This window comes from Neobacillus niacini (assembly GCF_023715785.1).
GTDB lineage: Bacteria > Bacillota > Bacilli > Bacillales > Cytobacillaceae > Neobacillus > Neobacillus niacini_E.
In genome coordinates this window covers 1-461 of the sequence record NZ_JAMBOX010000070.1, presented here as the reverse complement: position 1 = coordinate 461, position 461 = coordinate 1, and the positions used below count along the sequence as shown (strand labels likewise).

General features: G+C 49.7%; 1 protein-coding gene. It reads right to left on the bottom strand.

What is annotated here, in order from left to right; all coding sequences use genetic code 11:
- Positions 1-190: 190 nt before the first annotated feature.
- Positions 191-461 (bottom strand): hypothetical protein (locus tag M3234_RS28880; RefSeq protein WP_262307937.1); only part of this gene is annotated, 271 nt, incomplete at its 5' end.

Below are 461 nucleotides of genomic sequence, written 5' to 3'. Positions count from 1 at the left end.
CTTTAACACTACTGGCAATAATGACAGGCATCAGTTTTATCTCATTTTGAAAACTGTGAAGCAAAATAAGAGTTAGTTCGTACCAGATCAACTACTTTTTATCGTATTCCGCCGCAGAAAAAACGTCGTACTGTGACGCGACGACGACCGGATATTTTGTGACAGCGATCCGGTCATCAACAGCACAATCTTATTCGACGCTGGCGATATGCTGCAATTTTGCCAACTCGTCAGGATGATTTCCCCTGTTGTTTTTCGCGCAATATCTCGCCGCAGCGCTGCTTGTCCTGACGCAGCGCCTGCTGTTCCTGGGGCTGAGCTGGCGCCAGGTATCCAGCATCCGCTGCCCCAGCGCCGGAAGGTAATGGGTTTTATGCAGCGCGTAGTCAGAATTTCCCCCCTCGACGATATTCTGCATATCGTGGAGGAACTGGCGGCTGTCGTCATGATCGATTATGCAA